Source organism: Rhodococcus sp. IEGM 1354, from assembly GCF_030056855.1.
GTDB lineage: Bacteria > Actinomycetota > Actinomycetes > Mycobacteriales > Mycobacteriaceae > Rhodococcoides.
The window spans coordinates 1-210 of sequence record NZ_JASHKT010000104.1; the positions used below are offsets into that span (position 1 = coordinate 1).

General features: G+C 65.7%; 1 protein-coding gene. It reads left to right on the forward strand.

The genetic code is table 11. The features are described 5' to 3' along the window. Nucleotides 1-29: 29 nt before the first annotated feature. Nucleotides 30-210: transglutaminase family protein (locus QM588_RS25705; protein ID WP_442972976.1), on the forward strand; the 181-nt coding region annotated here is incomplete at its 3' end.

A 210-nucleotide genomic window follows, 5' to 3' on the forward strand; every position in this document is an offset into this window, starting at 1 on the left:
TGCATCCCACGATCGAGGTACAGAGTCCCTTGCGATTCGATCTGTTGGAGATGCAGACCGGGCGCGCAGTCGGCGGGTGCTCGTCTCACGTGGTGCACCCCGGCGGACGGTCGTACGACGGTCCACCGGTCAACTCGGGGGAGGCGGAAGCGCGACGCAACGGTCGTTTCGAGGAGGGCGGGTGCACGTCCGGCAAGGTGGACATAGCAA